This is a genomic window from Fodinicola feengrottensis, from assembly GCF_010993775.1.
GTDB classification, from domain to species: domain Bacteria; phylum Actinomycetota; class Actinomycetes; order Mycobacteriales; family HKI-0501; genus Fodinicola; species Fodinicola feengrottensis.
On record NZ_WOTO01000034.1, the window covers coordinates 78,176 to 101,899 of the forward strand.

Sequence of the window (23,724 nt, forward strand, 5' to 3'; positions counted from 1 at the left end):
CGTGAGCTGGCTGTTCAGCTGGGTTTCGGTCTGCTCGACCGCGCGGCGGTGTGGTTGGCGCCGTCGGCGGCCACGTCGGCGGCCGGCCGGCCCTGGACGTAAAGCGCGGACACCTGGTCCATCACGGTGTGCCGGATCTCGGCGAGCGCGGCGCGCAGGTCCTCCGACGGGGTCAGCTGGTTCTGCGCCAGCTGCGTACGCAAGCGCTGGTTGAGCGCCCGTACGGCGGCAAGGTCGCCGCCCGCCAGCGCGGTTTTTGCCTCCTCGAGCGAACTGGTGGCCTCGGTTGGATCACCGCGGTGACAGCGGCGTTGCCGCCGGCCGTCTGAAGCCGCTGGACGGCCTGTGGGCTCATCCCGCGCTGGCCGGCCAGCAAAGCGGCCACCTGCCGGGCGTCGCCGCTCTCAGCGGTCGCGCGGGTCCGGTGGACTGGCGGCCGGGTCGGTCCGGAGTCGCGATCGTGGACAGGCATCGAACCTCCCGCTTGGGTTTGATCACGACCCTGCCAGCACGACCGCAGGTCGGACATGGCCTCAGCGCTGTTCGCCGTGCAAGGACGCCTTCCTCATCGGGCGCCGCGCGGCAGGGACGGCCGCAGCGCCTCGACGAACGGCAGGTCGGCGGGCATCCACCGGACCGAGTCCAGTTCGTCGGCGCCGAGCCAGCGCAGCTCACTGTGGTCGGAAGCGACGGGGTGCCGACCACGATCCTGGCCCGCCACACCGAAAGCACGCCGTCGCCAGCAGGCAGCGCGGCGTCATCGGCGACCCGGTCGATCACCTCGACCCAGAATGCCCAACTCCTCCTCGCATTCGCGGACCAGCGCCGCCTCGACGCTCTCCCCCGGCTCGACCTTCCCGCCCGGGAACTCCCACAGCCCAGCGGCCGAGCGCGGCTCTTTTCGGCGCCCCGCGAGGACGAATCCGATCTCATCCAGGATCGCGGCGCCGACCACCACCAGCCGGCTCAGGCCAGCACCGTCCGGTAATGGGTGGTCAGCCGGCCTTCGTCGTCCAAAATATGGAAAGCCAGTGATGGCGGCAGCCGCAGGTCGACGTGGTCGTCCGGTCCTTCCTGGGACTCCCAGGGAAACTTCAGGGTCGACACCACTCCGGGTGCCACCAGCAGCGGGCGGCTGGCGAAGGTGGTCACGGCGGGCGTGTGCGCGTGGCCGCAGAGGAATGCGACGATATTGCGGTGGCGACTGGCAAGATCGGCCAGCCGCTGCTCTCCGTACTGCCGGATCCCGTCCACATACGGCGTGTTCAACGGCACCGGCGGGTGGTGAACCCCCGACCAGTACGGGCCGGTCGTCCGGGATCCCCGCCAGCACACCGTCGAGCCATTCCAGCGTCTCGTCCTGCAGATATCCGTCATCCTTGCCTGGCACCGAGGAATCGCACAGGACGACCGCGAATCCGGCCGCCTCAAACACCTGGTTGACCGGCTCCGCCGACCCGGGCTGACCCAGCAGATGCTCCCGGAATGCGGCCCGCTCGTCGTGGTTTCCCGGGCAGATCAAGACAGGATGCCTGGACGTCAACAATTTCCGCGCCTGCTCGTACTCGGACGGCAGGCCGTGGTCCGCGATGTCGCCGGTCACGAGCACGACATCAAGGTCGTACGCGAGATTTTCCAGATATGTCATCACCGCGCGGGTGCGCTCGACGCTACGCGCGTCACCGTCGATGTGGACGTCACTGAGGTGCGCGATGACGATCAAGGCGTACGTCCTCCGATTAGCCGAAGAGGCGTTTGAGTTCGACGTTGACCAGGCCTTCGGCCTTGCGAGCTGTGTGATTCGGCGTCGCCGCCGTTCTGCACGACCTGGGTGACCACATCGCCGTACGCGCTCTGCATCTTCGGCGTCCACTCCGGCGGAGTGGAGTTTTTCGCGTACTGCTGGCTGAAAGTCGCCACGTCGGCGCCGATGCCGGACTTCAGCGCGGCGGCCTTGGCCAGCAGGCTGGTCCGCACCGGAATGTGGAAACCGTATTTGGTGGCCCATTCCAGCTGGTCATCGGTCTGGTCGATCCAGAGCCATTTCACGAACTGTTTGGCCGCGTCGACGTTCTTGCTCTTCGCGCTGACCATCGCACCCCAAGTGCCAATAGGCACCGACGGTTTGCCGGTCGCGGTCAGCGCCGGCCATGGCGCCACCCCGAAGTCATCGCCAAAGGCCGCCTTGATCTGCGGGATCGCCCAGATGCCTGACCACTGCATCGCGGTCAGACCCTGAATGAAAGCGGACGGGTCCGACCAGTCGGTGGGTGCGCCCAGCAACAGACTGCCACTGCTGAAAAGCTGGCGGAGCTGCTGCAGGGTCTGCACCACTCCGGGCTGGTGGAAGCCAACTTTGTGGTCCGGGGTCAGGAAATCCGCACCGGACGGCCACACCGACAGGGCGGACAGCACCGAGTTTCCGTTCGTACGGCTGAAGTTTCCGACGAACAAGCCCTTGACGGTCTTGTTGGTCAGCTTCTTGGCCGCCTCGATCAGCTCGGGAATGCTCTTGGGTGGCTGCACACCGGCCTTGGCCAGCAGGCTCTTCCGGTAGAAGAGCAGCTGCATGTCCTCGATCATCGGAATCGCATAAAGCTTTCCGTCATATGTGTTCGCGTCCACCGCGGGTCCGACGAAGTCGCTCTTCGCGGCGGCGAAAATGTCGTCCAGCGGGACGATCTGCTTGGCGCGTACGAGATCGACGTTGAGCTGGTTCTCGAAAACGTCCGGTCCGCTGCTGGACAGCAACCCGGTGGCCAGCTTCTGCGAGTAGTCTCCGGGCGTCCACTGGATCTGGACGTTCGCCTTGGTGTAGGCCTTGGCGAAACGCTCCGCGGCCTGCTGGGTGCCCTTCTCGCCGTACTGGTGATACCACTGGCTGATCCCGCCGGCGCCGGCCCGCCCACTGTTCGAGCCGCAGGCCGCGAGCGCACCGGCCAGGGCGACGGCGCCGGCCCCCCGCAACACGTCACGGCGGCTGTACGAAGCTGAAGTGCCCATTTCTCCGGTTCCCTTCACCAGGTGCGACCAGCAGGATAGCCCAACGGGTACGGATACCTGCCCGAACCGGACGGTGTCCCAGTATCCGTGTCCGCCCCTGGCCGCCGAACGGCAGCGCAATTCTGCCCGAACATCTGAAACTTGGCCTCCGATCGGGTATATCCAGCCAATCCCGGCCGCGTCCGGCCGCGCGGTGCCGCAGACTCGTCGAAGGCGATCAATGGTGATCAACGGCGAGCGAGGGAGACGTGCGGATGAGCAGCCCGTTTCCGCCCGTTCCGCATCGGCGTCCGGCGCCCCGACCCGCGTTGCTGATCACCCTGCTGATCTCGTCCAGCATGATCGTGCTGCTGGTCGGCATCATCACTTTCGCCCTGGCGGTCAGCTCCGGCAACGGCGTGTCGCCGGCCGCGACCACCAAGCCGCTGCCGCATTCCTCACACCGTTAAAGGTCTTCGTAAAGATTGTCCAGGACTGTCGCATAAAGGCCGGCGATCACCGCTCTGCGCGGTTTCAACGTCACCGTCAGCTCGCCGGAATCGATGGTGAAATCCCTGGGCAGGATGGCGAACCGGCGGATCCGTTCGACCGGAGCGTAGTTCGCGTTCGCGGCGTCCAGCTCGAAACGCCGGACTCTCCAGCCGACGGGACCCGGTTTTGCCCTTTGGCGTCGCCAACGGGCTGCCCAAACGGGTCGCCGATTGTTCGGTTCGCACCATCGCGGGGGCCGGACCGCCCGGGTCGGGCAGGGTGGTCGTCATGAAGCTTGAAGCACGGCTGGTCAGCAGCGTGGAGCGGCCCGAGGCGTACCGGATCATCAGCCACCGGCATGGCGTCATCCGGCCCAATAGCCGGATTTTGGTCGGCCTGCCGGAGTCCGACCGGTTTCAGGTATTCGACCTCGACACGTTGCTGTCCGGTGACCAGCGGCCGGCAGCGGACTTTCGCATTCCGGCGACCGCTGTGGGCGATCACGCGTTCACGCCAGATCTGCGCACGGCGGTGTTCTGTACGGCCGACAAGGTCGTCGCGACCGGAGAGTCCTCCTGGGAATGGCCGTTGGCCGTGGCCGGCAGCAAGAACGGCTCGGTTTTCGTTCCTTCCGATGGAAAGCACGTGTGGGCAGTGGTCCCTGCCGCGGGCGACGGCCAGGAATGGGTCGTACTCGACGCCGCTGACGGAAAACTCGTGGGCCGGGCCAGCCTGCCCTGGCGGGCCTACTCCACCCAGCAGCAGAGCATCGACGGCCGGGTCAGCGTGACGCTGATAGAACAGGACAGTTGCGATCTTCTGGGGCGAGTACGGGCAAGACGGGCTGCGGCTCACAGAGGTCTACTCCGACGAGGAGGTCCTCGCCGATGTCGATCCGAGTGGGCGGTGGCTGATGACCATCAACCAGCAGGGCTGGTTCGTCGGGCTGCGGACCATGCCGGACGGCAACTCGGTGGCCGGCTGGTGCGACAGCCGTGACATATCCCGAAAACTCGGTTTCAGCGGCGACGACCCCACTCACTGGTGGTCCACGTATGGAGGATTTGTCGACGAAACAACGGCAATCGTGTCCTGCCGCGACGACGACTGGGAGATCCATACGCACTGGCTGTTGCCGTCGCCGGCAACAGACGCCGACGAAGCGACGGTCGACCTGCGTGGACCCGTCAAATATCCAGGTACGGCTGCCGAACGGCTCTGGGCGTTGGGCGACGGCACCTGGATCACCGCCGACGACGACTCGATATGTCGATGGACGCTGGACTGATCCTGACGCCTCATCAGGATCCGCAGGTGTTCGGCGCTGGGCGGCCGGCGAAGCGGTCGGCGAGATACTGCATCGCGCCGGGCGCGCCGGTCACTGTCTCGCTGATGTGTTCGGCGATCAGGTCCTCGACGTGCTGGACTTTCGCTCCAGCGGCACAATAACGCGCGACCAGCTCGCGGTCCGGACCGATCGGCGCCAGCTCGTCCGGGATCGCGTGGTAGTCGTAAACCGGCGCGGACGGCGTGCCGACGACCCCGAGCGGACTGTTGTCGCGCATGAGTTTTTCCACCCAGGGAAGGTCGATGGCGTTCGGAGTTGCTTCGAAATCCGTTATCTTCTTGCCCAGATGCCGGGTGATCGCGTCCGCGATGCAGTCCTGTGCACTAACGGCCATCGCCTGTCTTCCCGCCGCATTAAGCACGGACGACAGGTTGGCCTCCGGATAGCCGCGGTTCAGCCCGATCACACCAATGATTGCCGCGCCTGCCAACGGGGTGGCGTTGAAGGCGTCCAAAGTGGACCTGATGTCACCGACGACCCCGCCCAGCGCGATTCCGGCGAACTTCAGCTCTGGTGCGTACGACGGCTGCAGTTGGGCGGCGACACTTGTCGCGTACGCGCCGCCGGAATAGCCGATCATGCCGATCGCTGTGGTCGCCGGGAATCCGGCCGGGCCAAAGCGCAGCACGGCTCGTACGCCATCGAGAACGCCGTGCGCCGACTGACCCGCGCTCAGAAAAGTGGACTGCGGGCCCTCGTAGTCAGGCGCGACCACCGCCCACCCGCGACCAAGGGCGGTGGCCATCAGAGCCGATTCCAACGAGGAGTTTGTGACTCCGGCCGCCAAACCGGCCCGCAACGAGTACGAAGGCGTGCATTTGAGCCCGACGCCGTCTTCCGCGGTCTGGTACGACAGCAGCGGCCGCGGGCCTTTTCCCAGCCAGGGAGCCAACGGCACCATGATCGTGGTGACATCGGCGGTCGGCTGCTGGTGGCTGTCGAGCGACTTGTACTGCAGCTGCCACGCTTTCACCGCCAGCGGGATGCTGTACGCGTTCACCGCGACCTGGCGGGATTTCAGCACGGTGCCGTTGGCCACGCCACCGATGTCCGCCGGCACGCTGTAGAAGGGATCGTTGTCCGGCAAGGGAACCAGCGCGGCACTCGCCGGCTGCGCGGCCGTACCCATCAGTGCCAGCGCCAGAACCGCGGCCGCGATCGTACGAATCATGACGCGCACGTGCTGGGAGCGGGCTTTGCGGCGAACCGGTCGGCCAGGTAAGCCACCGCGAGCGGCGCACCAGTGACGGCGAGCGAAGCATGCTCGCTGGCCGGGTCGCGATAATGCTGTACGGTGACGCCTTCGGCGCAGTATTGGGCGGCCAGTGCGTCATCGCCGGCGATCGGGATCAGCTCGTCGAAAATCGCGTGGAAATCGAAGATCGGACCAGCCGGCCGGTGCTGGCCGAGGTGGTTCGCGGCGATGACCTGCTGGATGCGCGGCAGCGCCAACGGATCCGACACGGTGCTGTATTCCGCCATGCGATGAAATGCTCCGATAGCGGCGATGTCGGTGATGCATTTGGTCCCAATGCTGGCGACCAGCTGCTTGCCTTTGTCGTTCAGGATCGCGTTGATGTCCATTTCCGGATAGGCCCGACTCAGGCCCACCGCGACGGCGAAATAGATGCCGGCGAAGGCGCCGCCGTCGATGTTCCTGGCCACCGCGGCGAGGTCCGGTGGCACGCCGCCCTCGGCGACACCGGCCAGCTTCACCTCAGGCGCGTAAGTCGGCTGCAGTTCGGCGGCCCATGCCGAGGCCAAGCCGCCGCCGGAATATCCCCACAACCCGATGGGCGCACTGGCGGCGATGCCAGCCGGCGCGAAGTGCAGGGTCGCTCGGATGGCGTCCAGGACAAAATGGCCGGCCTGATAGCCCGCACCGTATTCGGACTGTGGGCCCTCGTAGTCGGACACCACGACCGCCCAGCCCTTGGCGAGGCGAGTCCCAGGCTGATCAGTGCCAGCTCTTTCTCCGTGCCAGCGGGCAAAGTCGCCGACGGCGCGCAACCGGTGGCGAGGCTGTCCTCGGCCGTCTGGTACGACAGCAGCGGCCGTTTCCCATGTACGTACGGAATCAGCGGCACCAGGACGGTAGCCACGCCGGTTTGGGGCTGTCCTTTGGCATCGGTGGACGCATAATGCAGCTGCCACGCGCGTACCGGCACCGGTAACCCGACCGCGCTGATGGTCACTGATTTCGAGCTCACGATCGTGCCGGGCGCGGTTGCCCCGCGCACCGACGCGGCGGCCGGGGCAAAGCCCACCAGGGCCGCGACCAGCACCGCCGGCAACAGCAGGCGCCACAGTTTTCCAGGCATGGACGGATTCCTCACGACTCGTTGAGCAGGACGGAAAGCTGGCTGAGCGGGGTGGCGCCGGACAGGCCGTCGCCGACCACGGCAATGTCTGTTCTGCCGTCACCGTTGAAATCCGCGACGACCGGAGTCTGCGGATTGGCGTCAACCGGGAACTTCCCGCCGAGCGAGAAGGTCCCATCTGGGTGACCGAGTTGGACTACCTGGTTGTTGAGCAGGGTGTCGCTGCCGATGATGTCGAGGTTGCCGTCACCGTTCAGGTCCGCGATTTCGGCGTTGGCGTCGGCGAAACCAGCGTCATAGTGCTTGGCCGGCAGGAATCCGCCATGCCCGTCGCAAATCAGGACGGCGAGCGAGTTGGTGCCGGTGTCGAACTCGTCGATGGCGGCCAGGTCCGTACGCCCGTCATGGTTGAAATCCCCGGCCACTACGCTGCCCGGCACCACGGCCGTACTGCCGTCGCCGAGCCCGACGTATCCACTTGCGCCAGCGGTAAACCCGCCTTTGCCGTCCCCATAAAGGGTAAACGCCTGCTGGCTGATCGCATTCGCGCCGGCGAGATCGGGATAGGCGTCGCCGTTGAAATCATTCAGCGTGATGCTGGAGGTGGACACCGCGGGCGCGGGCAGTGCGGAAAACGGGCCGACGCTGAAAGTCCCGTTGCCGCGGCCCAGGTAACTCTGCACTCCAGCCGCGGTCTTCACCACGAAATCGAGCTTTCCGTCGTGGTTCAGATCCCCGATCGAGGCATCGTCCTGAAATCCCTGCGGGAGCACCGCGTCGTACGACACGGTGAAAGTGCCGTTGCCGCGGCCGAGGTCGATCTGCACCGCCAGATCGGTGGTCAGCAACAAATCCGGTTTACCGTCGGCGTTGAAATCGCCGGTGTAGACGATGCCGACCGGCCCGGCCGGCGGCGCCGGCACCGACCGGCCCGGGCTGGTGAACGTGCCGTCACCGCGATTGGTCAGCAGAAATGGTGGGCCGAAGGCAAAGTAGTCGGCGGCCACCACATCCGGCCGGCCGTCGCCGGTGAAATCCGCCGCCGCGACACTGTGGGCGTGCCAGCCGCTGCCACCCACACCGCCGGTCCAATAGTTGGCGACGGCACTGAACCGTACCGCCGCGGCCGCGCCAACTGGGGCCGCGATGCCCAGTATTGTCAGGAAAACAGCAGCGAGGGCGAGCGTTTTCAGGCGGGTCATCGGTGGCTCCTTTGACGGGAGGCGGGAATGCCGGCCATTTCGATGCGGACCCGATACAGTGGCGCCATGGCAGGTGTGGTGCGGCGGACCCAGGCGCAGCGGCGCGCCGCCACTCGGACGGCGTTGCTGGACGCGACGCTGGAAAGCCTTGTGGAGCACGGATATGCGAATGTGACGGCGGCCCAGATCGCCGCTCGGGCTGGCGTCACCCGGGGCGCGCAGGCGCATTATTTCGCCACCAAGGCGGAGTTGGTGACCGCGGCGCTGGAACACGCGGCCGACCAGATTACCGACAAGTTCCGGGCCGATCCGCCGATTTGTGACAGTGAGACGAAAACCGTGATGGCGTTGGTCGACCGGCTGTGGGATCTGCACGACAGTCCCACTTTCGTGGCGATCGCGGAGTTGTGGCTCGCCAGCCGGACGGACGCCGAGCTGCGCCCGCACGTCATTCGGCTCGACAAGCGGGTGACCGTCGCGGTGACCGAGATTCTCACCAGTGCGGCGCCGGGGATGATGGCGAGTCCGGACGCGACCGCCGTCATGCTGACCGCGCTCGCGGTGATGCGGGGCGTCCTGCTGACGAGCTTCGTGTCCAGCCAGCGGTCCGTCGCGGCGCTCTGGGCGACCACGCGCGGCGAGCTGGAGAAGCTCATCGCCGTCGCCGCCGACCACTGATGCCTCCCCTACCACGCGTGACCCCGATCACTGCGCAGAAACATACCGGCTCGCATGTATATTTTCTAGTGTTCTGGGTTCGAAGTTCGTTGCTTTATTCGGTGATCCAGACGGTGGCCTGAGTGCACCGGAGGATCGTCCTCATACTGGTGGTATGTGGGCGATTCTCCGGTGCTCTCAGACGCCGTCTGGGCGCCGGAGAAAGTAGCGAACTTCGGGCGCAGGACACTAGAGGAAGATCTGTACGGGTTTGCCAGCGCGGCTGTTTATGGCAGAGAAGTGAGCGGAACGGCGTAGAGAGTGCGGCCGCACGTCTGCGCGGCGGCAGTGCAGTCCGAAGGCGACCACTCGGACTGGGACCAGACCAGGCCGGTGGCCCAGTCGTAGGTGAGCGCCTCCGGATGCATCGCCCAACACACCGTCGTCGAAGTGGCACCACAGGTGGCCGACTTGCTGGCGGCGGTGGTCTGCGCCCAGAGCTGGCCGGGCTGGGTGGCCGAGCTGTGCGCCACATACCAGGTGCCACCGTGGGCCAGCACGCCTTGCATGTTGCCGACGTGGCTCCGGTACGCGTCCTGCGCCGGCACAGTCCCAGAAGTCGCGGCCAGCAAATAGTCGGTGCCCATGTTATAGCGATAAAGGCGACCGTAGAGACTCTGATCGGAGAAGTATTCGGTGGTCACCAAGCTGTCCGGTGACGTGCTGCGATCCAGTGAGATGGACGAAAAAAACACGGCACACCCGAGTCCGACGCCATGTCACAAGTGCCACCCGCGTACGTGTAATAGCCGACCTGCATCATCGCGTATTTGTAGCCGTACGCGGCATAACCGCCGGATGTTTTGCCGATCGCGCTGGAACTGTCGGTCATCTGCAGAATATGCGTCGTACTGAAAACCCGGATCGCGGTGGACGTGTCGCCAACCGCCGTGACGTAGATTTTATCGCCGTACCAAACCATCCCGCCCATGTGTGCCTTGGCTGCGATAAAAGTGCTGCCAGTGCTGTTGGGTACGGCCAGGTAAACCATCCGGAATGTCGGCGCGGCGGGATTGTCATAGTTGACGACCATGATCCGGGCGTCGTTGTATCGACCCAGCGCGTCGGTGCCATGCCAGCCGGACAGGATGATCTTGTCCGCTCCCCACCTCCCGTCCGCGTCCGCGTCACCCGACGTGGTGATTCCCTGTGGCGACCAGGCCGCACTGCCGGCCCGGTCCGAGTCCCAGCACATCGAGGTGGTCGCGGCCGGCGCGATCGGCAGCGCGGCCTTCTCGGTGCTCGTACAACCCGTCATGGAGTAGTCGCCGTCGTGCGCCACCGTGTTGGCGCTGACGTTGGGCAACGCGTTGTCGAGCGCGGTCAGCGCGGCGGCTGGGGTGGCATGCCAGTCGAGGCTCTGCTTGGTCGTCGTGGTCAGCGGGTCGGCGTACGCGGCACTCGCCGCGCTGGGCACGGCCACTACCGCGGCCAGGACAACGCAAACCAGGACACCGCAGATCACCCGCATGACGGCCCTCCGCAGTAGGAATTCACCCGCGAATGTAACGAAACGGCCCGTTTTGTGAGCCGTTCCGTTACATTCGCGACTGTTAGTGAGTTCGCTAATAGCCCTGGGCGCCAGTCGCGAGAGTCCCGCGCCCACCGCTAGGCGGTAGCTGTGACGCTGACGACCTGGTTTCGGCCGGCGGTTTTGGCGGAGTACATGGCTTTGTCGGCGGCCTGCAGGAGGCGGTCCACGCCCGTGCCCGCATGCGGGTAGGTGGCGACGCCGATAGAGACCGAAAGATTGTTGATCACCGCGGTGTCGTCGTCGGACAGTACGGTGACCGCGAGGTCGGCGACCGATTCGCGGACCCTTTCGGCGACCGCGAGCACCGTGGTTTCGGGGATGTCCGGGAGAAGTACGACGAACTCCTCGCCGCCGAAGCGGCCAACCGAGTCATAGACCCGGACAGCGTTGCTGATGGCGGTGGCGACACCTTTGAGCACCTGGTCGCCGGCCAGGTGCCCATGAGTGTCGTTGACCTGCTTGAAATGATCGAGGTCGATCATCAGGATGCCGAAGCTGGCCTGGGCGTGCCGTTGGGCCCGGGCCAGCTCCTGGGTCGCGATGTGCCGCCAGGCGGTGGTGTTGAAAAGGCCCGTCTTGTCGTCGGTGGTGGCCGCGATTTCCAGCTGTTTGGCGAGAACTCCGCGATGCAGCAACAACATCGGTGGCACGACTATCAAAGCGAGCGCCGGCAGGGTGGCCAACGCGAGCGCGGTCAACATGCCCAGGCACAGGGTGGCGATTTCGAGCAGGTTGTCCGCCCAACCGCCAAAGAACTCCTTAACTGACGGCTGGGTAATCGTCAGGCCGGGGAGGGCGACCAGTGCGCCGACCACGAAATAGACGATGGCCGCGCCGCCAATCGCGGCGACGCCCTGCCATTGTGCGGTCAGCGCGGCATGCATGCCGGTGACGCCGGCGTACGCCAGCACCGACGCGGCGCTGTAACAGGTCAGGATCACCAGGGACGCGTTGAAAATCGTCCGGAAAGCTGGCACTCTGCGCAGCCGATACCAGCTGCGCGTACGGCGAGGTGGGTATAAAGCACGGCGACCAGCAGTGCGACCAGGGCCGGCGGCAGCAGGAGGACAGCGGCGAAGGTCCACACCGAGGTCATGTTGATGTGCGGAGTCGCGTTCACCAGCCGGCGCAGCCGCTCCACCTGCCGGCCCAGCTCGGCCTGCGCGATCCCCATCCCGGCCAGCCCGGCGAGCACCACCGCGTCGGTCAGCTGGAGGTGCGTCCTACCGACGAGAAACACCGTGGCCGCGATTGCGACGACCTCAACCAGCAGGCAGTACGCGATCAGCCGCGGCCGTTGCGTCCACAACGTCCACCGATGCGGCGATATCATCGCCCGGGTCGTGGCTCGTACCACCGCGGCGGTGTCAACGGGCAGCGCAACGGCACCGCCGCCGACTGTCACGTCATCCATACTCATAACAACGCCACCCCTGGTATGTCGCCCACCAGTGTCCACCCGAAAATCGCCGGGGCCAAGGACGAACCTCGTACTTCGCCCCCAAACCGCCCTGGAGGGGGTTGTTGTCATGCGCAACCGCGACACGTGAGCCCCACCTGTCCCAGCCGACACACGCAGCCGCAGAGGAGGGCCGTCATCATGCGAAACCGGGACACCTGAGCCATCCCTGGTACGCCGTCAAACAGCCATGAAGGAGGGCCGCAGCCATGCGCAACCGCGACACCTGAGCCTCATTCGTCCCACCAAACACACACAGAAAGGCCGCCGTCATGCGCAACCGCGACACGTGAGGCCATCGTCTCAGTCACTCCTGCCTCGTACGTCACCAACAGCCACAAAGGAGATCGACGTCATGCGCAACCGCGACACCTGAGCCCATCACTCACCCACCACGTCACATTCGCGGCTGATCGGCCGCGATCGAGCCGATCAGCTCACGCATGATTCGTACGTCGACAGGTTTTCCCACGCCTTATCGCGCTTATTCTCCCCAAGAGGGTGACATTCGGCACACGGCCAACTACATTGAGTCGTCGGCTGAGCGGGGATATCGATGGCGCAGACTGGCGAACGAGTGCGTTTTTGCGGCCGTCTTCGCGATCGCCGAGTTCCGGGCGATGTGGACGGCCGAGCTGTTGTCGGTCGGCGGCGACCAACTGGCCCGGGTCGCGCTGTCCGTGCTGGTCTTCCAACGGACCAGTTCGGCCTTCCTGACCGGGCTGACGTATGCCCTGACCTTCGTACCCGCATTGGTGGGCGGGATCCTGCTGTCCGGCCTCGGCGACCGGTACCCGCGTCGCGAGGTGATGGTGGTCGTCGACCTGGGCGCGCGCGGCGCTGGTCGGTGCGATGGCCATCCCAGGCCTGCCGCTGTGGTCCTTATGTGCGCTCGTCACAGTCGTGACGCTGCTCAACGGCCCCTTCAAAGCCGCGCAACAGGCGTTGCTTCCAGACGTACTAAGCGGCCCCGACGTACACGGTCGGGATGGCGATCCGGAACATCACCAGCCAGTCGGCGCAGCTGGTCGGATTCGCCGGCGGCGGCCTGCTGGTGGCCGCGATCAACCCGTCCGTCGGGTTGGGGTTGGACGCGGTCACGTTCTTGCTGTCCGCCGCGCTGCTTCGGCGCGGAGTACGCCGGCGTACGGCCGCCAGCCCGCAGACCGCGACCGGACGCCGGCCGTTCCTGGCATCGACGGTCGTCGGCGCACGAGTGGTGTTCGGCGATCCGGGACTGCGCGCGCTGATCGCGTTGTGCTGGCTGGCCGGCTTCTACGTGACGCCCGAAGCACTGGCCGCGCCGTACGCCTCGAGCCTGCGAGCGGGGGCCGTGGCGGTCGGGTTGATCATGGCCAGCGACCCGGTCGGCAGCGTGATCGGCGGCATCATCTTCGGGAAGTGGGTCCCCGAACACCTGCAGATTCGGGTAATCGGCGTTTTGGGGATATTCGCTGGAATCCCACTGATTCTGTGCGTGCTGAAACCCTCGCTGCTCATCTCGATGGCGTTGTTCGCGATGTCCGGCATGCTGGCCACCGCGTACAACATCCAGGGCACGGCCTCGTTCATGCGCCGGCTCCCGGACGCACAACGCGCCCAGGGAGCCGGGCTGTTGTCCTCCGGCCTCATCACCGCTCAAGGACTCGGCGCCCTGGGCGCGGGCGTACTCGCCGACCGCCTCGGGCCGGCACCCACCGTCGCACTCGCCGGCCTGGTCGGCGCATTGGTCGCCATTCCCATCGCCATCGGCTGGCACCGAGTCGCCAAGAACCGTTAGCTGGAGCCAGCTGGACTTCACGGTGCGCCGGCGTGGGCGGTACGTTTGGACCTTCGTACGCTGCGGCGTACGAAGGACACGAGGGGAGCAGCGGATCCGTGGGCGCCGAACCGAAAATTGACACCACCGTTCCCAGCATCGCGCGGGTGTACGACTACGCGCTCGGCGGCAAGGACCACTTCGAGGTCGACCGGGCCGTCTTCAACAAGATGATCGCCATCGACCCGCACATGCCAACGGTCGCCCGGCTGCACCGGGACTGGTCACGCAAGGTGGTCCGCTGGCTGGCGGAGTCGGCCGGCGTCGACCAGTTCCTGGACTGCGGATCGGGCCTGCCCACCATGGACAACACCCACGAGGTGGCCCAACGCGCCAACCCGGACGCGCTGGTCGTGTACGTCGACAACGACCCAACGGTGGTGGCACACGGGCGGGCCCTGCTTGAGGACAACGACCGTACCGTCTTCGCCGCCGCTGACCTGCGCAAACCAGACGAGCTGTTCGCGCACGACAAGATCCGCGGGTTTCTGGACCTGGACCGCCCGATCGGGATGATCCAGGGCTCCACCCTGCACCACATCGACAAGCTCAGCGACCAACAGTCGTTGATGGCGCGCTACCTCGGCTACCTCCCGTCCGGGTCGTATGTGGCGCTGACCCACGTGCACAACCCGCATGACGACAGCGAGCTGGACCGGATGACCACGGCGATCGAAGAGGCATACCGGACCACTAACGCGACCACCCATTTCCGGCCGTACGAGGAAATCGTCACGCTCTTCGACGGTCTGGAATTCGTCGAGCCGGGCCTGGTCCAGCTGCACAGGTGGTGGCCTGGCGGCCCGCTGACCGGCAGCGAACCGACCATTTACGGCATGGTCCTGGGCGGCGTCGCCCGAAAGCCCTGAACTGTCGGCCCAAGGTCACGAGAAGCCGGACCAGCCCCGCTCGGGCTGATCCGGCTTTTGGTTACCAGGAAATGAAAAATGATTCTCGTCGCGTACGGAAATGAGCTCCAGCGCCGAGAAGTGGCGCGGGAGCTCATTTCGCAGGTGTTGTCTACCGCCGGCCGTATCGGCCGCCAAAACCACCCCGGATGGACAGGACGACATCGAGGAAGCCGAAAATGCTGCCTCGCGCGACAGCGCCGACGCTCGTTGTTGCTGCTCATGTTTCTCCACCTCCTTTCAATAAATCCGCCAGCTGACAGAGAAGTTTCGCTGGCTTTGAACTTCCTTACCTAAAGCATTCGGTGCGGATGCGGTCCCGGTTCATTGTTTTGCTTTGTCTGTTGAGGTCCACTACCGGCCAGCGATTCCGCGGTCAGCAGCTGGGTTTGCGCCAGCGTACGATAGAGCTCGCTGCTCGCGAGCAGATCCTGATGCGTGCCGGCGGCGTCCACTGTGCCGTTGTTCACCACGATGATCTGGTCCGCGGCGACCACGGTGGACAGGCGGTGCGCGATGGTCAGCACCGTCGTGGTTTCGCGCAGGTTGTCAATGGCCTCGATCAGAAAACGTTCGTTGATGGCGTCCAGGTTGGCGGTCGCCTCATCCATCAGCAGAATTCTGGGCCGCCGAAGGAAAGCGCGGGCGATGGCGACTCGCTGACGCTCGCCGCCGGACAGCCGGGTGCCGCGATGGCCGACCATCGTGTCCAGCCCGGCCGGCAGCCGTTCCACCAGCGAAGTCAGCCGGGCCCGCCGGACCGCGTCATCGACCTGTTCCTGGCTCGCGCTTTGGTCGGCGAGCAAGAGATTGTCCAGCAGCGAGCCGGAAAGCACTGGGGCATCCTGCTCGACATAGCTGATCATGGCCCGCAGTCTGCGCAGTTTCCAGTCGTCGATAGCCCGGCCACCGACCTCGATCTTGCCCGAGTTCGGTTCGAAGAATCTTTCCAACAGCGCAAAAATGGTCGACTTGCCGGCGCCGACGGGCCGACGAACGCGGCCGTGCTTCCGGCGGGTACCTGGAAACTCAGATTGCGGTGCACCGCGGGATCGGTTTCCTGGTAACCAAACCACACTCGGTCGAACCTGATCGCGGCCGGACCCGGCTGAGCGGGCCGGGTGCTGGCGCCACGCGCGCTGCTCGGCGGGCTCGATCGGCAGCCGGTCCACCTGCTGGATGCGGGCCACCGCGGCCGCGCCGACCTGCAGTTGGGAAATCGCCTGGACCAACTCGCTGAGCGGTTCGGCAAGGTAGAAAAGATAAAGCAGGAAAGCAATGAGTTCGGCGACGCGCAGCCCGCCGGAGGCGACCCGGGCACCGCCCACCCCGAGTACGGCCAGAAAGGCGACCTGCAGCGAAAGTCCGGTGGACGTGCCCGCGATGGCCTGCCATTTCGCTTCCAGTACGCCCTGTTTCCAGGCGGCCCGCGCGGTGGTGTCGATCGCGTCGTACTCATGTGTCTCGGCGCCGGCGGCCCTTGACCGTACGAAAGGCGCCCAGCACCCGCTCCAGCGCCGATCCCATCGCCCCGACCGCTTCCTGCGCGCGCAGGGTGGCCTGCCGGATGCGCGGCATCATGACCGCGGCGATGACCCCGATGACCGCGACGACCGCGGCCGTGACGCCCAGCAACGGCAGGTCAACCACTGCCATAAGAACAATCGTGCCGACCAGCATCAGCGAATTCGTCGCCAGCTGGACCAGCGACTGGGTGGTCACCTGGCGGAGCAGGGTGGTGTCGGCGGTGACCCTGGACATCAGGTCGCCCGGGGCGAATTCGTCCACCTCGCGCATCCGCAGCCGCAGAATCCTGCCCACCAGCTGCCGGCGGGCCGCCAACACGACCGACTCGGCCGTACGTTCAAGCAGGTAGTAGCCCAGTGCGGAGATCACTCCCGCGCCCATCACCAGGCCGGTGAGCAGCACGACCGCGGTCCAGACGGACCGGTGCTCGCCGAGCGAGTCGATCACCGCGGCGCCGCCGCGAGCGGCTGCGCCAACCCGGCGGCGCCGCCGACCAGGCTGAGCGTTCCACCCAAGACCAGCACCCGGCGAAGGCCTTTGGTATACCCCAGCAACGCCCGCCATGGCCGGTCGGCTGGTACGCCGGCCTCGGGATCGGCACCCGCCACGATCATCGCCTCCAGCCCCTCCGTACTCACCGGCATGCGCGGATCGCGCCGTGCACCGGACTTACCTGACGTTCGGTACGAACCCTCGGCTTGGCCTTGTCCGGCGAATGTCAGTGCGCGATGTCCGCAACGCCCGTTGCTTGCGGCGGGCGCGCGCATCGGGGCGTTGCGGACATGGGGCTGGTATGGCTGCTCGATCAGCCGCCGCTGGTGTTGATAGCGCCGTTGACGCCGTTGGGAAAGAAGCCGCCGGCGGTGGCCGTTTTCGGGGTGAGATAAACGACGTTCAGCACCCGGTCCGCGGACCGGGAATACGCGACACCGTTACTGTCGGTGGGAACGATGTTCGCGCGTTGCCCTTGGCGGTGATGCCCTGGTCGTCGTCGGTCGAGCCGTCGAGGCTGTCCCGGGCGTCCGAGATCTTGTTGGCAGCGCTGCACAAGTCGCGCTGGAAGAGCGTGCTGCGGATAGTGGCGGCATGGTAGGCCTCGACGGCGAGAATCCCGGCAGCGGCTTCCAGGTAGGTTTTGTTGCTGACCAGCGGGGCCGCGCCTTTGTACGCGGTGACGCCGACGTCTTCGAAGATGAAGGCGGCGAGCAGGAAATTGTTCTCGTTCTGGTAAGGGTCGAACGTCTGGTGCGACCCGATCAGACCCGCGCGCGGGCAGCCGCGGTGAAACTGTTCTTGATGTCGATCGCCGGCCGGGACACCGCTGCACCGCCCAAGGCCGTACGCAGGAATTTCACGTGCGCCAATTCGTCGCCGGCGATTTCCTGGGCGAACTGGCGTACCGTACCGTACGGGACAGAAACGGCACCGCGCGACCGCCGGTCACGCCGCCCGGGCGCCGGTGCCGGTGGTGAGGCTGTCCGCGAGTCCGTAGCCGTGGACTGCGTACGAATAGAACTCCGCCTCCAGGTATTCCAGGTTCAGCGCGAAGTTCAGGATCGCCGAGTCAGTCACTGATCGCGGCGGCGGAGGCCGCCTTTTTCTTGGCGGCCGGCGCGATGGCGGCGTTCGCCGTCGGCGCGAGAGCGGTCGCCAGCGCACCCGTACCCACCAAGCCGAGCCGAGGCCGGCGGCGCCAGCGGCGGCCAGGAACTTACGACGATCTGGGCCGCTTTCAGCGCTGCGGCTGATGAGGTCGCGAACGAAGGTTTTTCCGAACACTGGATGGACCTTTCTCGAGCTGCTGAGTCGCGAGGGTTCCCGCAGCTATGTGTTCGCGATCACTCCTGCCCCGGTTCAGATTTCTTTTTCGCATCCCCGTCCGGTCACAAAAAGCCCGACCAGCCCGCTTGGGCTGATCCGGCCTTGGGGTTGCTAGTGGTCTGTCTGTGATTTGGGATGGTGGATCCGGTGATCCAGGAGCCGGCTGGGTGTGCCGGGGGATCGCCCTCATACCTGGTCGTATGGGGGCGGTCCCCCGGTGCGGCCAGACGGCTTCTGGGCGCCGGAGCCGCCGTGCCAAATCACAGACAGACCGCTACCTTACGCCGGCGGCATCAGGACAGTGTCGACGATGTAGACGGTGGCGTTGGCGGTCTGCACGTTGCCGCAGACGATTTTCGCGTTGCCGTTGACGGTCAGGTCCTCACCGCTGCCAGCGACGGTCAGGGTGCCCTTTTCGACGGTGGTCTGGGTGCCGATGACCTGCTCCGGGGTGAGCTTCTTACCGGCCACCACGTGGTAGGTAAGGATTTTGGTGAGCGTCGCCTTGTCCGCGAGCACCTTTTTCAACTGGTCCGCCGGGATCTTGGCGAAAGCTGCGTTTGGGGGCGCGAAAACGGTGGCCGCCGGGAGGCTGTTCAGAGTGTCCACCAGACCGGCCTGCTTAACCGCTGCGACCAGCGTGGAAAGCACCGGGTTGGCGCTCGCGGCGTTGGCGACCGAGGCGCCCGACATGCCCTGGAAGCTGCCGGCACCGGTCTTGGGCACGGACGCACAGCCCGAGCCGAAGTTCTCCCCGACCGGGGCGGCCGCGGCCGCGGAGGTGGCTGGCGCGGCCGGCGCCGAAGAATTGTTCGAGGAGGCAGTGGTGCTGCCACTGCAGGCACTCATGCCCACGGCGAGCGCGCCGGCGACCACGACCATGCCGACCCGAGTCAGTTTCTTGGTGTTCCACGGGTTCACGGTGGAACTTCCTTTCTGGTAACCGGCCCTGCCGGTAATCTTCCGCGCCAGGACCGGTGTCCGGGCGGTCAAACGGGTTTGTGCTGTTTTGTTGCGGCGATTCTGAGCAACGTTCGGGGCGTCTGGCGGATTGGATTGCCCCTCGTCGAAATTTTTCGACTGACTCTCCAACCGTCGGTCGAGAACCGCCACGTGAAGTGTTCGTAGCACTTGTCATTTTGGTTTGCCGGTTGCCACGAATTTCTCTTTCCCCCGTGCTGACCTGCGAAAACCACGACAGGTATACGTGCGCGGCGGATTTTCGGATGGGCACGTACGATCACATCTCACCCCACTGTCGAGATCATCGCGAGCGGTTAGCCGTACCGGGAATCCGGATCGGGTTCGGTGACGAACGAATGGCATGACGAGGAGTCCCATGGTCGGTCAGACATCGTCAGGCGCCAGCAGGGCGTCGGGCCGTCGGACAGCGGAACCAGGTGAGACCAGCGACGCCGAGCTGATGGCTCAGGTGGCCGAGCGGAACACGTCCGCGCTGGACACTTTGTACGAGCGTTACGGCAAACCGGCGTACAGTCTGGCCCGCCGGATCACCGGCGACGAAGGGTTCGCCCAGGACGTGGTCCAGGACGTTTTCCTGGCGCTGTGGAAAGATCCCGACAGTTATCACCGGGCGCGCGGCGGTTTCGCGTCCTGGCTGCTTTCGGTGACCCACCACAAGGCGGTGGACGCGGTCCGCCGGGAAGAGTCGCTGCGGCGCCGGCGTAGCCTGGCCACCCAGGAGTTTCTGGTGGAACAAAACGCCAACGGCGTGTCCCAGGCGGTGTACGACCGGGTCTGGACGACAGTCATCGGCGAGCGGGTCAGAGGCGCTCTCAGCCAATTACCCAGCCCCCAGCGAGATGCTTTGGTGCTGGCGTATTTCGGCGGCTACACCCAACGCGAGGTCGCGACCTTGACCAACACTGCGCTGGGCACCGTGAAAACCAGGATGTTGGCCGGCATGCGCCGGCTCCGGGTGGTGCTCGGCGCGGGTCTGGCACCAGAAGGAGGTGCGCTGTGAGCGAGCTCGACCTCACCGACGCCCGATCTCATCAACGGTTCGAGGAACTCGCGGCGGGCTGGGCGCTGCACGGCCTCGATGTCAGCGACGAGCAGCTTTTCCAGCCGCATCTGGACAGTTGCGAGGGTTGCCAACGTACGGTCGACGAACTTGTTGACACACTGGGAGATCTCGCTTTCGAGCTGCCCTCCGACGAACCGCCGGCGACGCTGGGCGATCGGATTCGGGCGGCAGCGGCACATTACGAGGCAGGTTCAGTACGGCCGCTGATTTTGAGCGTAAGCCGGAAGGACCGATCAAGGCGTCCAACAGTGCGATCGGTGCCCTGGATGGTCACCGCGGCCGCCGCTGTGATCGTGGTCGCGCTCGGCGGCTGGAACGTGGTGCTGCGCGGCTCGCAAACCAGCGATAGCCACGCCACCGTCCAACAGCAGCATCTGATCCACCAGCTGCTGGCACCCGGCAGCCAGTCGACCGCATTGTCCACATCGGACGGGCACCGAGTCGCGTACGTCGTCACCAGCGGCGCGGATCTGGAAGTGGTGACGGACGGCGTCGCCGCCAACGACTCCGCGCGTACGCGATATTGGCTGTGGGGCGTGTGGGGTGCGAACACAGCACCCCGGCCACTGGGCAGCTTCAGCGTCTCCGGCCGGTGCGGTGCCCCGCCCTGTCGATCTGTTGGTGGGTGGCAAGCAGGTGGGCAAGGCGACCGCTTTCGCCGTGAGTCTTGAGTCGGGACAAAGCATTCCGGCTCGGCCGAGCGTGGTGATCGCTAGCGGCCTCACCACCCACTAGCGCATTTCCCGGTCATTCAAGTGGCTAAGCGAGATCCGTAACGAGCGAAGCGCCGCGATCGTACGAGTTTTGACCGTACCCAACGGAATCCCAGTGGCCTCGGCGATCTGGGACTGGGTGTAGCCGCGAAAGTAGGCAGCAGCACGATCAGCTCGTGCTGTCGCCGCGGCAGCTCGTTCACCGCCTGCAACGCGCTCAGTACGGCATCCGCGGTCCACACTTCCTGAAACGGGTTCGACGCGGCGACGCCGGTGGCGCTGGCCGCGAGATCCTGCAGCGAACCCACACCAGTCGACTTTTCCTTGGCTGCCCGCCGAATGTGGTCGACCGCCCGGTGGTGCACGATCGTTCGCAGCCAGGTGACCGCGCGAGCCCGGCTGGCCTGGAACCGGGCCGCCCCGGTCCACACCGAAAGAAAGACATCCTGCACCACGTCTTCGGCGCCGGCCGGATCCTGGACAATCCGGTACGCGTACTGAATGCAGAACCGGTAGTGGCGCAGGAAAAATCGTCGGAAAGCCTGGTGATCTCCCCTCGAGATTCGCTTCAACAGGTCAACGTCGTCGAAATCGGGATCTGTCATGACCGTGAACCCGGTGATGGGGTTGGTCCTGCTGTCCGCATCCACCATCACCTTCCGTTCCAGAGCAGCACAAAGCCGTAAAGCCCCGGCCGAGTAAGGGCGAGCGCTATGCCTGGCTGGGTCCGCTGGCTACCACTTGAGTGGGACGGATCGGTGTGGTGGTCGCCGGCTCCAAACTGATCGCGAAGGTAACGGCCGCCGAGATCGTGGAAAACCGGACCGCCAGTGGATGCAGAGCCGGACCCGCGTCATCGGTGGAAAACCCGGCCAGCGGCCGCGCCACGGTCCCACTGACCGCCCAAGCCCAATACCGCTGCCCGGCTGGACTCGAGGCCAGCCCGTCCGCGATGAATTCGACCGTGCCACCACTGGCCACCAGATAGCCGACCGGTTTCCCGACGGGGGTGGCCAAGGTGGCGAGCCGCGACCGTGGCTGTTCCAGTTCCCGTACGAGCCGCTGCTCAGCGGCGGCCCGTGCGACATATCGGCTTTCCAAGCCGTATGCCCCGCCGGCCACCACCACGACTAGCGCCATGGCAGCGGCCAACAACCGATATCTCGGACGTCGTTTTCTCCGAATTCCGACGAATTCCTTCGCCGGTAGCGGACCAACCTCAATGGGTACGGCCTTGCGCTGGGAGTGCGCCAGGTCGTCGGCGGCGACCGCCAGTCGAATCCGATCCCCCAGTTCCGCCGGCACGCCGTCCACGAATTCGCCTTCCAGCGTGAGCAAACCAAGCGTGCTGATCAGTCTTCCGACCCCGTGTTGGCAAGCTGGACAACGAAACAAGTGCTCCGCGTACAGGACCTCCTCAAGGGGTTCCAACGCGTTCAGCGCCCATCCCGGTGCCAGCAGTTCGAAATCCAGGTGCCAGGGGTCGTCTTCGGCCGGGTTCACCGGAAAACTCGATCGGCCGGCAACCCGTCACGATGATGAGAGCGTGAGACCGTCGCTCGGCTTACTTTCATGCCTGTCGTTCGTACGCCGGCACGGTCTGGATTTGCGGGCTTCCCGATCGAAAACTAAGCCAAAAGAAAGAACCAATCGGCCCGATCGTACGAACACGTTAAGTCAAGGCGACGCTAGTCCTGAATCAGCACAGAACTCGCCGTTCGGCGTACCCAGAACACGGGCGACATCAAGGAACACGTCGACCTCAGTGCTCCGAGATGCTGCGGCCCAGGCGCAGCGCCGATACGAGGAAGAAGATGCCGCCGAGCGTGGCGTAGCCGGCCACATTGAGGAGCGAGGGATCCGGCCCCGCCGCCATGAACAAGAAGCTGGTGCCGGCAATCACGGAGATGCCGCCGCTGAGCATCATCGGCCACTGGCCGCCCAGCGCTCGCCGGTTGATTCCGACGACGAGCTGGATCAGGCCAGCGACGACGGCCCAGACACCCCAGACGCGCAGGATCGCGGGGATTCCGGAGGTGACGGCGACGCCGAGTCCGGCGGTGGTCAGGAGGCTGACGGCAATGTTCAGGTAGAGCCCCCAGCGTGAGGACGACGACTTCGATGCCCGGACATCGACGATGGCGGAGGCTACGTCGAAGAGAGGGTAGAGCAGGACGAGTGCGGCGGCAGCCGGCCCGAACTGGCTCCCTGTGACGACGATCAGCGCCGCCCAGACGACGGCGAACGCAAACCGGACGAAGTACAGGCGCCGCAGTGCCGGAGCGGATCCGACGGCGACGGGAGTGGCAGCGGTACTCATGAGGGGCTCCTTCGAGGCCAGCTAACTATAGATAGAACGTTCTGTCTTGTAGCCTCTTCGCATGTTCGCAGGACGGTTCGGCGTTTGTCAAGAATGAACGTTCTATCTGGTAGCGTCGGGGTGTGCAGCGAGGTGTGGGCAGTCGACCGTCCGAGGCGCGGTCGCGGCTGCTGGGGACGGCGAGTCGGATCTTCTACGCCGAAGGTCTGCACTCGGTTCCGGTCGACCGGATCATCACCGAAGCGGACACGACTCGGGCCACGTTTTACCGGCACTTCCCGAGCAAGGAAGACCTTGTCATCTCCTACCTCGGCGCGGCCGACCGCGCGCTGCGCGACCGCTTCGCGGCAACCCTGGCGAGCAGCGAGTCGGCCGAGGACGCGGTTCGCGGGATCACCGCCGACATCGCCGCGGACATCCGGCGGAAGGACTTCCGCGGGTGCGCCTTCCTCAACGCGGCCGCCGAATACTCCGATCGCGACCCGGTGCACCGTACGGTCCTGGAACATCGCGA

At 65.6% G+C, this 23,724-nt stretch carries 33 protein-coding genes and 2 pseudogenes; 11 read left to right on the top strand and 24 right to left on the bottom strand.

What is annotated here, in order from left to right; genetic code table 11:
• Positions 1 to 14: 14 nt before the first annotated feature.
• The 5 genes from GNX96_RS28470 to GNX96_RS28490 all read right to left on the bottom strand — a co-directional run bounded on the left by GNX96_RS28470 (position 15) and on the right by GNX96_RS28490 (position 3,021).
• Positions 15 to 203: a hypothetical protein gene (locus GNX96_RS28470; RefSeq protein ID WP_163570877.1), complete on the bottom strand. Its 189-nt coding sequence runs from the start codon at positions 201 to 203 to the stop codon at positions 15 to 17.
• Positions 173 to 472: a hypothetical protein gene (locus GNX96_RS28475; RefSeq protein WP_163570879.1), complete on the bottom strand. Its 300-nt coding sequence runs from the start codon at positions 470 to 472 to the stop codon at positions 173 to 175. The genes GNX96_RS28470 and GNX96_RS28475 overlap by 31 nt, the downstream gene beginning before the upstream one ends.
• 93 nt (positions 473 to 565) lie before the next feature.
• Complete coding sequence (locus GNX96_RS55840) at positions 566 to 721, bottom strand: NUDIX hydrolase (RefSeq protein ID WP_279581704.1); 156 nt, start codon at positions 719 to 721, stop codon at positions 566 to 568.
• A 36-nt stretch (positions 722 to 757) separates the two neighbouring features.
• Positions 758 to 1,723, bottom strand: coding sequence for an NUDIX domain-containing protein (locus GNX96_RS28485; protein ID WP_279581705.1), 966 nt, complete (start codon positions 1,721 to 1,723; stop codon positions 758 to 760).
• Complete coding sequence (locus GNX96_RS28490; protein ID WP_279581706.1) at positions 1,720 to 3,021, bottom strand: ABC transporter substrate-binding protein; 1,302 nt, start codon at positions 3,019 to 3,021, stop codon at positions 1,720 to 1,722. The genes GNX96_RS28485 and GNX96_RS28490 overlap by 4 nt, the downstream gene beginning before the upstream one ends.
• Positions 3,022 to 3,257: 236 nt before the next feature.
• Here GNX96_RS28490 and GNX96_RS28495 point away from each other — a divergent pair, with 236 nt between their 5' ends.
• The 3 genes from GNX96_RS28495 to GNX96_RS55845 all read left to right on the top strand — a co-directional run bounded on the left by GNX96_RS28495 (position 3,258) and on the right by GNX96_RS55845 (position 4,762).
• Positions 3,258 to 3,452, top strand: coding sequence for a hypothetical protein (locus GNX96_RS28495; protein ID WP_163570880.1), 195 nt, complete (start codon positions 3,258 to 3,260; stop codon positions 3,450 to 3,452).
• Between the two features lie 310 nt (positions 3,453 to 3,762).
• Positions 3,763 to 4,473: a hypothetical protein gene (locus GNX96_RS28500; RefSeq protein ID WP_163570883.1), complete on the top strand. Its 711-nt coding sequence runs from the start codon at positions 3,763 to 3,765 to the stop codon at positions 4,471 to 4,473.
• Complete coding sequence (locus GNX96_RS55845) at positions 4,430 to 4,762, top strand: hypothetical protein (RefSeq protein WP_279581707.1); 333 nt, start codon at positions 4,430 to 4,432, stop codon at positions 4,760 to 4,762. The genes GNX96_RS28500 and GNX96_RS55845 overlap by 44 nt, the downstream gene beginning before the upstream one ends.
• Positions 4,763 to 4,775: 13 nt before the next feature.
• On the opposite strand, the gene GNX96_RS28510 is transcribed toward GNX96_RS55845, so the two are convergent.
• Both GNX96_RS28510 and GNX96_RS28515 read right to left on the bottom strand, forming a co-directional pair.
• Entirely contained in the window at positions 4,776 to 5,993 is a 1,218-nt protein-coding gene (locus GNX96_RS28510) for a lipase family protein (RefSeq protein ID WP_279581708.1), read from the bottom strand.
• Entirely contained in the window at positions 5,990 to 6,976 is a 987-nt protein-coding gene (locus tag GNX96_RS28515; RefSeq protein WP_279581709.1) for a lipase family protein, read from the bottom strand. The genes GNX96_RS28510 and GNX96_RS28515 overlap by 4 nt, the downstream gene beginning before the upstream one ends.
• Positions 6,977 to 7,009: 33 nt before the next feature.
• Here GNX96_RS28515 and GNX96_RS28520 point away from each other — a divergent pair, with 33 nt between their 5' ends.
• Entirely contained in the window at positions 7,010 to 7,168 is a 159-nt protein-coding gene (locus tag GNX96_RS28520) for a hypothetical protein (RefSeq protein WP_163570888.1), read from the top strand.
• On the opposite strand, the gene GNX96_RS28525 is transcribed toward GNX96_RS28520, so the two are convergent.
• Entirely contained in the window at positions 7,155 to 8,345 is a 1,191-nt protein-coding gene (locus GNX96_RS28525; protein WP_163570890.1) for an FG-GAP repeat domain-containing protein, read from the bottom strand. The two genes, GNX96_RS28520 and GNX96_RS28525, sit on opposite strands and share 14 nt — an antisense overlap.
• Positions 8,346 to 8,411: 66 nt before the next feature.
• On the opposite strand from GNX96_RS28525, the gene GNX96_RS28530 reads away from it, so the two are divergent.
• Positions 8,412 to 9,023, top strand: a complete 612-nt coding sequence (locus tag GNX96_RS28530; RefSeq protein WP_279581710.1) for a TetR/AcrR family transcriptional regulator — start codon at positions 8,412 to 8,414, stop codon at positions 9,021 to 9,023.
• 266 nt (positions 9,024 to 9,289) lie between these two features.
• Here the strand turns inward: GNX96_RS28530 and GNX96_RS55850 are convergent, their stop codons facing one another.
• The 4 genes from GNX96_RS55850 to GNX96_RS55855 form a co-directional block, all read right to left on the bottom strand.
• Complete coding sequence (locus GNX96_RS55850) at positions 9,290 to 9,706, bottom strand: hypothetical protein (protein WP_279581711.1); 417 nt, start codon at positions 9,704 to 9,706, stop codon at positions 9,290 to 9,292.
• A complete protein-coding gene (locus GNX96_RS28535; protein WP_279581712.1) occupies positions 9,703 to 10,533 on the bottom strand; it encodes a hypothetical protein in 831 nt (276 codons plus the stop codon). Before GNX96_RS28535 ends, GNX96_RS55850 begins: the two co-directional genes overlap by 4 nt.
• A gap of 137 nt (positions 10,534 to 10,670) precedes the next feature.
• Entirely contained in the window at positions 10,671 to 11,573 is a 903-nt protein-coding gene (locus GNX96_RS28540; RefSeq protein WP_279581713.1) for a GGDEF domain-containing protein, read from the bottom strand.
• Positions 11,534 to 12,010 carry a hypothetical protein gene (locus tag GNX96_RS55855; RefSeq protein WP_279581714.1) on the bottom strand — a complete coding sequence of 159 codons (477 nt, stop codon included), beginning with the start codon at positions 12,008 to 12,010 and terminating at the stop codon, positions 11,534 to 11,536. The genes GNX96_RS28540 and GNX96_RS55855 overlap by 40 nt, the downstream gene beginning before the upstream one ends.
• A gap of 1,033 nt (positions 12,011 to 13,043) precedes the next feature.
• Between GNX96_RS55855 and GNX96_RS28545 the strand changes: the two genes are divergently transcribed.
• The gene (locus tag GNX96_RS28545; protein WP_279581715.1) at positions 13,044 to 13,835 is read left to right on the top strand and encodes an MFS transporter; all 792 of its coding nucleotides are present in this window, start codon (positions 13,044 to 13,046) and stop codon (positions 13,833 to 13,835) included.
• 98 nt (positions 13,836 to 13,933) lie between these two features.
• Positions 13,934 to 14,743, top strand: a complete 810-nt coding sequence (locus GNX96_RS28550) for an SAM-dependent methyltransferase (RefSeq protein ID WP_163570894.1) — start codon at positions 13,934 to 13,936, stop codon at positions 14,741 to 14,743.
• A 332-nt stretch (positions 14,744 to 15,075) separates the two neighbouring features.
• On the opposite strand, the gene GNX96_RS55860 is transcribed toward GNX96_RS28550, so the two are convergent.
• Positions 15,076 to 15,972 (bottom strand): ABC transporter ATP-binding protein, encoded by an 897-nt coding sequence (locus GNX96_RS55860; RefSeq protein WP_313885810.1) that lies wholly within the window; start codon positions 15,970 to 15,972, stop codon positions 15,076 to 15,078.
• Between GNX96_RS55860 and GNX96_RS55865 the strand changes: the two genes are divergently transcribed.
• Positions 15,904 to 16,266, top strand: a complete 363-nt coding sequence (locus GNX96_RS55865) for a hypothetical protein (protein WP_279581730.1) — start codon at positions 15,904 to 15,906, stop codon at positions 16,264 to 16,266. The two genes, GNX96_RS55860 and GNX96_RS55865, sit on opposite strands and share 69 nt — an antisense overlap.
• Here the strand turns inward: GNX96_RS55865 and GNX96_RS55870 are convergent.
• From GNX96_RS55870 to GNX96_RS28565, 7 genes and pseudogenes are all read right to left on the bottom strand, one after another.
• A complete protein-coding gene (locus GNX96_RS55870; protein ID WP_279581716.1) occupies positions 16,238 to 16,756 on the bottom strand; it encodes an ABC transporter transmembrane domain-containing protein in 519 nt (172 codons plus the stop codon). The genes GNX96_RS55865 and GNX96_RS55870 overlap by 29 nt on opposite strands.
• Positions 16,753 to 16,947, bottom strand: coding sequence for a hypothetical protein (locus tag GNX96_RS55875; protein ID WP_279581717.1), 195 nt, complete (start codon positions 16,945 to 16,947; stop codon positions 16,753 to 16,755). Before GNX96_RS55875 ends, GNX96_RS55870 begins: the two co-directional genes overlap by 4 nt.
• 256 nt (positions 16,948 to 17,203) lie before the next feature.
• Positions 17,204 to 17,359 (bottom strand): hypothetical protein, encoded by a 156-nt coding sequence (locus tag GNX96_RS55880; protein ID WP_279581718.1) that lies wholly within the window; start codon positions 17,357 to 17,359, stop codon positions 17,204 to 17,206.
• 72 nt (positions 17,360 to 17,431) lie between these two features.
• Positions 17,432 to 17,569: pseudogene (locus GNX96_RS65065) on the bottom strand (ferritin-like domain-containing protein); the annotation flags it as partial.
• Positions 17,566 to 17,664, bottom strand: coding sequence for a hypothetical protein (locus GNX96_RS55885; RefSeq protein WP_279581727.1), 99 nt, complete (start codon positions 17,662 to 17,664; stop codon positions 17,566 to 17,568). The pseudogene GNX96_RS65065 and the gene GNX96_RS55885, both read right to left, overlap by 4 nt.
• 85 nt (positions 17,665 to 17,749) lie before the next feature.
• A complete protein-coding gene (locus tag GNX96_RS55890; protein ID WP_279581719.1) occupies positions 17,750 to 18,088 on the bottom strand; it encodes a ferritin-like domain-containing protein in 339 nt (112 codons plus the stop codon).
• 321 nt (positions 18,089 to 18,409) lie between these two features.
• On the bottom strand, positions 18,410 to 19,051 hold the full coding sequence (locus GNX96_RS28565; protein WP_313885809.1) for a fasciclin domain-containing protein: 642 nt from the start codon (positions 19,049 to 19,051) through the stop codon (positions 18,410 to 18,412).
• Positions 19,052 to 19,553: 502 nt separating this feature from the next.
• On the opposite strand from GNX96_RS28565, the gene GNX96_RS28570 reads away from it, so the two are divergent.
• Positions 19,554 to 20,114 carry a sigma-70 family RNA polymerase sigma factor gene (locus GNX96_RS28570; RefSeq protein ID WP_279581720.1) on the top strand — a complete coding sequence of 187 codons (561 nt, stop codon included), beginning with the start codon at positions 19,554 to 19,556 and terminating at the stop codon, positions 20,112 to 20,114.
• On the top strand, positions 20,111 to 20,848 hold the full coding sequence (locus tag GNX96_RS28575; RefSeq protein ID WP_163570898.1) for an anti-sigma factor: 738 nt from the start codon (positions 20,111 to 20,113) through the stop codon (positions 20,846 to 20,848). Before GNX96_RS28570 ends, GNX96_RS28575 begins: the two co-directional genes overlap by 4 nt.
• Before the next feature lie 60 nt (positions 20,849 to 20,908).
• Here GNX96_RS28575 and GNX96_RS65070 read toward each other — a convergent pair whose 3' ends face one another.
• The 4 genes and pseudogenes from GNX96_RS65070 to GNX96_RS28590 form a co-directional block, all read right to left on the bottom strand.
• Complete coding sequence (locus tag GNX96_RS65070; protein WP_390624164.1) at positions 20,909 to 21,130, bottom strand: sigma factor-like helix-turn-helix DNA-binding protein; 222 nt, start codon at positions 21,128 to 21,130, stop codon at positions 20,909 to 20,911.
• Positions 21,064 to 21,543, bottom strand: a pseudogene (locus tag GNX96_RS28580) (RNA polymerase sigma factor); the annotation flags it as partial. The gene GNX96_RS65070 and the pseudogene GNX96_RS28580, both read right to left, overlap by 67 nt.
• 58 nt (positions 21,544 to 21,601) lie before the next feature.
• On the bottom strand, positions 21,602 to 22,393 hold the full coding sequence (locus tag GNX96_RS28585; RefSeq protein ID WP_163570904.1) for an anti-sigma factor: 792 nt from the start codon (positions 22,391 to 22,393) through the stop codon (positions 21,602 to 21,604).
• 259 nt (positions 22,394 to 22,652) lie between these two features.
• Positions 22,653 to 23,210, bottom strand: coding sequence for a hypothetical protein (locus tag GNX96_RS28590; protein ID WP_163570907.1), 558 nt, complete (start codon positions 23,208 to 23,210; stop codon positions 22,653 to 22,655).
• A 134-nt stretch (positions 23,211 to 23,344) separates the two neighbouring features.
• On the opposite strand from GNX96_RS28590, the gene GNX96_RS28595 reads away from it, so the two are divergent.
• The coding region (locus GNX96_RS28595) for a TetR/AcrR family transcriptional regulator (RefSeq protein WP_279581721.1) at positions 23,345 to 23,724 on the top strand (380 nt) is incomplete at its 3' end.